This is a genomic window from Cyanothece sp. BG0011 (assembly GCF_003013815.1).
In the GTDB taxonomy this organism is placed as follows: Bacteria; Cyanobacteriota; Cyanobacteriia; order Cyanobacteriales; family Microcystaceae; genus Crocosphaera.
In genome coordinates this window covers 1-7,607 of sequence record NZ_PRLH01000169.1, presented here as the reverse complement: position 1 = coordinate 7,607, position 7,607 = coordinate 1, and the positions used below count along the sequence as shown (strand labels likewise).

Annotated in this window: 6 protein-coding genes; 4 read left to right on the top strand and 2 right to left on the bottom strand. The window is 36.6% G+C overall.

Annotated features, from left to right (window positions below):
• Window positions 1-2,806: tandem-95 repeat protein (locus tag C4E06_RS21570; protein WP_157951203.1), on the top strand; the 2,806-nt coding region annotated here is incomplete at its 5' end.
• Window positions 2,807-2,864: 58 nt separating this feature from the next.
• Here C4E06_RS21570 and C4E06_RS21565 read toward each other — a convergent pair.
• Window positions 2,865-3,947 carry a PIN/TRAM domain-containing protein gene (locus C4E06_RS21565; protein WP_107670471.1) on the bottom strand — a complete coding sequence of 361 codons (1,083 nt, stop codon included), beginning with the start codon at window positions 3,945-3,947 and terminating at the stop codon, window positions 2,865-2,867.
• 193 nt (window positions 3,948-4,140) lie between these two features.
• Here C4E06_RS21565 and hemW point away from each other — a divergent pair, with 193 nt between their 5' ends.
• The 3 genes from hemW to C4E06_RS21550 all read left to right on the top strand — a co-directional run bounded on the left by hemW (window position 4,141) and on the right by C4E06_RS21550 (window position 6,420).
• On the top strand, window positions 4,141-5,379 hold the full coding sequence (gene hemW / locus C4E06_RS21560; RefSeq protein ID WP_107670470.1) for a radical SAM family heme chaperone HemW: 1,239 nt from the start codon (window positions 4,141-4,143) through the stop codon (window positions 5,377-5,379).
• A gap of 138 nt (window positions 5,380-5,517) precedes the next feature.
• Window positions 5,518-6,000 carry a flavin reductase family protein gene (locus C4E06_RS21555; protein WP_107670469.1) on the top strand — a complete coding sequence of 161 codons (483 nt, stop codon included), beginning with the start codon at window positions 5,518-5,520 and terminating at the stop codon, window positions 5,998-6,000.
• Between the two features lie 69 nt (window positions 6,001-6,069).
• Complete coding sequence (locus C4E06_RS21550; protein ID WP_107670468.1) at window positions 6,070-6,420, top strand: phenylpyruvate tautomerase MIF-related protein; 351 nt, start codon at window positions 6,070-6,072, stop codon at window positions 6,418-6,420.
• Between the two features lie 172 nt (window positions 6,421-6,592).
• Here C4E06_RS21550 and accD read toward each other — a convergent pair whose 3' ends face one another.
• Window positions 6,593-7,543: an acetyl-CoA carboxylase, carboxyltransferase subunit beta gene (accD, locus tag C4E06_RS21545; RefSeq protein ID WP_107670467.1), complete on the bottom strand. Its 951-nt coding sequence runs from the start codon at window positions 7,541-7,543 to the stop codon at window positions 6,593-6,595.
• Window positions 7,544-7,607 lie beyond the last annotated feature (64 nt).

Below are 7,607 nucleotides of genomic sequence, written 5' to 3'. Positions count from 1 at the left end.
AACTCAAGGAACTGGTATTAATTCAGATAAAAATGCACGCAGTATTGTTATAGAAAATACTCATGTTGAAGGTTTCGAGATCGGTGCTACAATACCTCAAACTTCCTACCAAGGATATAATACGGAAGTTCCGTTTTCTCAAAGTCGTTTAGTCGGGGGGATTTTTCAAAATAACTTATATAATCTTTACCCTGCTTCTGGCCGAGTTGATAATCCACCTCCAGCAGATCAAACTAATCCATTTAACAACAATTCATCCATAACCCCTTATTTTGAAATCGAGGGCAATACACTCTTTGAGATTCCTAGTGATGATCAAGCACCAAAAGCCGACTTTACCACAACCCCTTCTGGTGGTTTGGCAGTCAATTTTGATGCTAGTCAATCTTTTGATCCCGACTATATTCCTGAATGGACAGATTCGGTGAATCATCCTTACACGGCAGGAGATAACACTATAGCGTCTTTTGCCTGGGATTTTGATGGTGATGGCATAATTGATGATTTTGGTCGTTATGCAACTTATGTTTATGAGGCTGCTGGTACCTATTCTGCAAGCCTTACAGTCACCGACATTCAAGGGAATACAGCAACATTGATACAGGATATTGATGTTGTTTCTCATCCTTTTAAGAATATTATTAAAAATGGTGATTTCGGTGAGAATAGTCCTGACTTTAAGAAAGACTGGAAGCCAAGTTTTTACGATTCGTTATCTAACAACACTTGGTATGATCATCATCAAGATAGTAAATGGGTACAAGATAGGAATAATGGTTGGGTTTCAGTTGATACATCTGGAAAACCCGGATTGATTCATCTTGTTCACGATCAATCTGTCACTCGTGGTCCACAAAATATTAGCTTTGATGCTTCTAATATTGGATCTAGTAATACATTAGAGTTAGAAGTTTATGGCATTAATGGGATCTTTGACTTAAGTGTTTTTGGTGGTGAGCCTTTATCAACAAGTAATACTATACCCTTTGAAGCGGTTAAACTTTTAGATACGGGAAATATTGCCGATAATCAATTTGACTGGACAACTTTTACGTGGAATAATGTTGATTTTGGTAGTGGTTATCAAACCATTGCATTACGTTTTAAAACGTCAGGAATAGAAGATGGTGAATTTCAAGCTATTGATAATGTATTTATAGGAAACTTATCTAATATTTCAAATGATACTAACACACCTCCTACTGCTTTAAATGACAGTATTACAATCAATGAAGATCAATCAATTATTATCGATATTTTAAGCAATGATAGCGATAGTGATGGAGATTTTCTTTTTGTTAATAAAGTTACTCAACCAATTCATGGAACTATTAGTGACAATGGTGATGGTACTTTAACCTATATTCCTGATCTTAACTTTAATGGAAATGATAGTTTCTCTTATACGATCTCTGATCTACAGGGTGGAAGTGATAGTGCGACTGTTGACATACAAATCAATCCAATTAATGATGCCCCTAAAGCTATTAACGATACTGCGACGACTTCAGCCAATCAATCAATTATTATCGATGTTTTAAGCAATGATAGTGATGCTGAAGGAGACCCTATCAGTATTCAAAACTTTAATCAACCTGATTATGGTGTCATTAGTCAAAACAGTGACGGGACTCTAAATTATACTCCTGAAACTGATTTTGTGGGCAATGATTCATTTACTTACACTATCACTGATAATCAAGGACAAACCAGCACCGCTCAAGTTGACGTAACTGTTTTTTCATCAAATATCAGCAATAATATTGTGGTAGATTCAACTTTTAGTGCTAATTCTGACTCCGCATTTACTCGTATTACTCAAAAATGGGTTGACACAACAGTTGCTGATGCAGGGAAAGGATGGTTGACTCGCGGTGAGGACAATGGTCAGGACAAACATCGATGGAATAACGATGTTAATAATCAATGGGCCTATGCTGATGATCAAGGGAGTGCAACTTTAACCCAGGTCATTGAAAGTAATCACTTAACCCAAGGTTTACAAACTATTAGCTTTGAGGCTACCAATATAGGAAGTGACAATACCTTAAAATTACAGGTTTATGGTGTTGATGGTCAGTTTAAAATGAGTAATTGGGATACCGAAACTCCCGTTGCTGATGGAACAGAGCCGATTAATGTTGCCACTTTACTTGATACCAATAATCTAGCTAGTAGTGAGTTTAATTGGACTAACTTTACTTGGGATAACATTGATTTTGGTCAAGGATATGAATATATTGCCTTACGTTTTGTTACGGGAGGAGTGAGTGATCCTACCACCGAATTTCAAGCCATTGACAATGTTTTCATCGGCGACTCATCCAATACTTCTCAACCTGTTGCTAGTTCCACATCTGTCAATTCCGAGACTTCAGAAACCCCCGTATCTTCTTATGATTCGGCCACAGGGGTAACAACCATTACGGGAACCGAAGGAGACGACATCATTGAAGGGACTAGCGGAGATGACTTGATTGATGGTAACGCTGGTAATGACATTTTAACGGGTGGCACTGGCAACGACGTGCTAACCGGTGGTACTGGTAACGATATTCTCAGTGGGGGTAGTGGTGGCGATATCTTTAACTTTAGTGCCAATGAAGGACACGATCGCATTGAGGACTTCGGGGCGGGGGATAAAATTCGCCTCCACAATATCGATTCTCAGTCTCTTGGGTTAATTGAACAAAATGGCAACACTTTTCTTGATTTAGGTAGTAATCAAGGCATTGAGTTACCGGGTATCTTGCCTGATGCACTGAACATTAACATCTTATTCAATGTTATTGAATTGGTTTTATAAGTTGATTGTGTTTGGCGATCGCTATAGTCCAAAGCCAATAACGATCGCCAATACTATCTTATGATGAAGCAATCACCGATTGAGGTTTAGCAAAAATCATTCGACCGGCTGAGGTTTGCAAGGCAGAAGTTACCACAACGCTTAATTCTTCTCCGATGTACTCTTTGCCTTCTTCTACTACAACCATGGTTCCATCTTCTAAATACCCGACTCCTTGAGTAGGTTCTTTCCCTAGCTTGAGAATTTTTAGGTCGATGGTATCGCCGGGCAAATAAATAGGTCGAATGGCCTGAGCAATATCATTAACATTGAGAATGGTAACTTTTTGTAAGTTAGCCACTTTACTCAAGTTATAGTCATTGGTCAAAAGGGTTCCGTTAATTTCTTGCGCTAAATGAACCAACTTAGCATCAACTGTGGCAATATCTTCATAGTCAGCCGAATGAATCAGAATACGTTTAGGGAAAGATTCCTGCATTCTGTTTAAGATATCTAACCCCCGTCGTCCCCTGACTCGTTTTTGATCGTTACTACCGTCTGCTAATTGTTGTAACTCTTGTAAAACGAACTGAGGGATCAAAATTTGTCCTTCAATAAACCCCGTATGAAGCAATTGTTCAATACGACCATCAATAATACAACTGGTATCGACAACCTTTGTTGAGGCCGCTTGTAGGGTTCCTTCAGCTACTAAGAGGGTTTCGATACTATTGGGGTTAATTAGTCTTAAGAAAGTGCGCCCATGGGTATCGGCTAAACTAACCCCCATAAAGGAAAACACCACACTCCCTAAAATAGCTGTCATCGGCTTAATAAAAGCCAACTCCTTGGGAATAGGAAGTAAAAAAATAGGGGCTAACATCAAATTAGCGATCAATAGACCAATGACTAACCCGACGGCCCTGGTCAAAATAACCTCAATGGGTGTGGTACTGATACGGTTTTCTAAACGCCGGTAAGTCGTCTGGGCCACCAATCCGAAGGCCAAACCCAAAATTGACGTAAAACCTGCTGCTAACCACCGTAAAGCGTCAATATTCGATATTTGTTCTTGTACTTCAACGGGAAGCAAATCAACGCTATCAAAGCCGACTCCGGCCGCTGCTAGGATAAATATGAGAATAATAATGGCATCAATCATAGTTTTGATCTTAATCTATAATTTTGGTAGTTGAGAAGAAAAAATTACAAGATTTTTCTACCTGATTGAGATTATTTTATCTATTATATCCCTCTCATCTAACCCATTCTTGTTGATTCTTAATCTATTGCTGACCATATTACTCTAATTTGCTCCGTAGTCTATCGAAAAATTCTACAACTTTTAAGAATCTATGGAAATTCTCCCCCCTTTTTCAGCTTATCTTCATATTCCTTTTTGTCGTCGTCGTTGTTACTATTGCGATTTCCCTATCTCTGTTTTAGGAGATAAAATGGATACCAATCAATCAGGTTCCATTGCAGAATATGTTGAGTTTTTATGTGAAGAAATCAAAATAACTCCTACTTGTCATCTACCTTTAGAAACAATTTTTTTCGGGGGAGGAACTCCCTCTCTATTACCTCCTCGTTATGTAGAAAAAATTTTGCTCGCTTTAGATGAACATTTCGGAATTAACTCAGATGCAGAAATTTCTCTAGAAATGGACCCAGGAACTTTTACTTTAGAACAATTATATAGTTATAAAAAATTAGGTGTTAATCGCTTCAGTCTAGGTGTTCAATCTTTTAATGATGAATTATTAGAAAAATGTGGACGTTTTCATCGATATAAAGATATTGAACAGGCTATTAATTTTATTCATCAAACTAATATTAAAAATTTTAGCTTAGACTTAATTTCTGGACTTCCTTATCAAAATTTAGAAAGTTGGCAACTTTCCTTAGACCAAGCGATTAAAATCAACTCAACTCATATTTCTTGTTACGATTTAGTATTAGAACCTGTTACAGCTTTTGGTAAACAATATAAACCCGGTAATTTTCCTTTACCGAAGGATGAAGATACTTCCATGATGTATAAAATAACTCAGTATAAATTAACGCAAGCAGGGTATGAACATTATGAAATTTCTAATTATGCCAAATCAGGTTATCAATGTCGTCATAACCTTGTTTACTGGGAAAATCAACCTTATTATGCCTTCGGCATGGGAGCAGCCAGTTATACCAATAATCAAAGATTTACTCGTCCCAAAACTCGAAAAAGTTACTATGAATGGGTCAATCAATTGAAACAATCAGGTTATAATATTTCTTCTCCTAATTTAAATAAATTTGATGTTTTACTAGAAAGTCTGATGTTAGGATTAAGACTCAAAAAAGGTATTAATTTATCAGAAATTCTCAAGCAATTTGAGAAAGAGATAGTTACAAAAATTTATCAAACTCTGATTCCTTATCATCAAGTAGGATTAGTTTACTTTAAAAATATAAATGATAATTTTATCACAGAACTAAATGATAATACCTGGCAAAATATCCATAGAATAATGTTAAGTGATCCTGATGGCTTTTTATTATCGAATACTATTTTAGCATCTTTATTTGATAAACTAGATTCTACAGTTTAACTAAAAATAGAAAAAAGATCAATCAGTGCAATTAGAGCAGTTTTTTGATATTATAGATAAAGATGATTATTTTCTTACTATCTAAAAATTAGTAGAAAATATGTTCTAAAAACAGAATAAATTAGGAGGAAAATTACTTTGTTAGACGAAAAAGCGAAAAAAACAATGCTGAGAAAAATTCCCCACGGACTTTATATTTGTGGGGTTAAAGATGGGGAAAATCTAAATGGTTTTACCGTCAGTTGGTTAATGCAGAGTTCCTTTGAACCGCCTTTAGTGGTTAACTGTGTTAAAAAAGATTCGGGTTCCCATGAAATGCTGAAAAAAAACGGTGTTTTCTCCATTAGTTTTTTAGAAGAGGGACAAAAAGACTTAGCCGCTAAATTTTTTAAACCTCAAAGTCGTGTGGGTAATAAATTTGAAGACGTAGAATTTTATGAAGGAGAAAAAACAGGATGTCCTATCATAAAAGATTCTTTAGGCTATGTAGAATGTCAAGTAGTAGGATCAGTTGAAAAAGGAGATCATACTGTTTATGTTGGTGAAGTGATTGGCGCAGGAATACACCGAGAAGGAAAGGCTTTGAACTTAGAAAGTACAGGATGGCAATACGGTGGTTAATGCTAGAGAAAGTTAGGAATTAAAGTTCAGAAATAACCAGTTTTCAATTAGTAAAAAATAAAATTAATCATGCCATTAATTCAAGTAAAAACATCAGTTTCAAAACCAGACTCAAGCGTTATTGATTCTTTGCTGACAACTTTATCAGCTAAATTAGCACAACATTTAGGAAAACCTGAATCCTATGTGATGACTTCTTTTGATTCAGATATTAAGATGACATTTTCAGGAACTTTTGATCCCGTTTGCTACTTAGAAGTAAAAAGTGTAGGTAATATGAGTCCTTCACAAACTAAAGCCATGAGTGAAGATTTTTGTCAAGTCATTAAAGATAAATTAGGGGTTGAAAAAAATCGGACTTATATCGAATTTGCTGATGCTAAAGGTACTATGTGGGGATGGAATAGTAAGACATTTTAATCATTAAATATCAGTTGTACAAAAATCATAAATATCTATAAGATTTTTGTACAACTTAGCTAAATTGTGTATAACTTTCTAATTAAGAGGTACTAAAATGAAAGCTAAGGAATAAATCCAGATTTAGTAATTGCTATTTTCAGTTTAGATAACATTAGTTAAATCCGAATATTCATTCTTCTTTTCCATCCATTTTCAAAACCATCTCTTCTGAATGATGATGATGCTTTTCACGAACATTCAGAGGCGGCAAAACAGGGAAAAAAGGCTGATGAATACTGATTAATTGAGCTAACGTTTTTTTCAGTTGAGTCCGAGAAACAATGGCATCAACAAAGCCATGTTTTAATAAATATTCTGAGGTTTGGAAGCCATCGGGTAACTTTTCCCTTAACGTTTGTTCAATCACCCGTCGTCCAGCAAACCCAATAGTAGCGTTGGGTTCAGCGATAATTAAATCCCCTAACATAGCAAAACTAGCGGTGACTCCTCCAGTGGTGGGATGAGTTAAGACGGGAATGTAGAGTAATTTGGCATTGCGATGACGTTCTAGGGCCCCTGAAATTTTGGCCATTTGCATCAAGCTTAACATTCCCTCTTGCATCCTTGCCCCACCAGAAGCGCAGACAATAACCACCGGAAACCGTTCTTGTGTCGCGTGTTCGATGAGACGGCAGAGTTTTTCCCCTACCACAGACCCCATACTACCCCCCATAAAGCGGAAGTCCATGACACCGAGGGCCAAAGGAAGACCATCAATTAAACCCGTTCCTGTTTGTACTGCATCCACTAACCCAGTTTTATCTTGAGTGTCCTTAATGCGATCGCTGTAGGGTTTGCGATCACAGAAGTTAAGGGGATCAGTGGGAGTAAGATGGTCATTTAGGGGTTTCCAGGTATTCTTATCAATTAACTGAGCAATGCGTTCGGCACTTTCGACACGAAAATGATGACCGCATTCAGTACAAACCAATTGATTGGCTTGGAGGTCTTTCGTATAGGTTAAAGCAGTACAAGCTTCGCATTTCGTCCATAAACCGTCAGCAATTTCCCGTTCTTTCTGTTGTTGTTGAATGGGGGGTTCTGACTTTTCTTGTTTAGCAAACCAATCAAATATAGACATAGATAGAATATAAAGTTAATAATTATTTTATTTTACTCGTCTTCGGGTGAACTTAATAATAAAA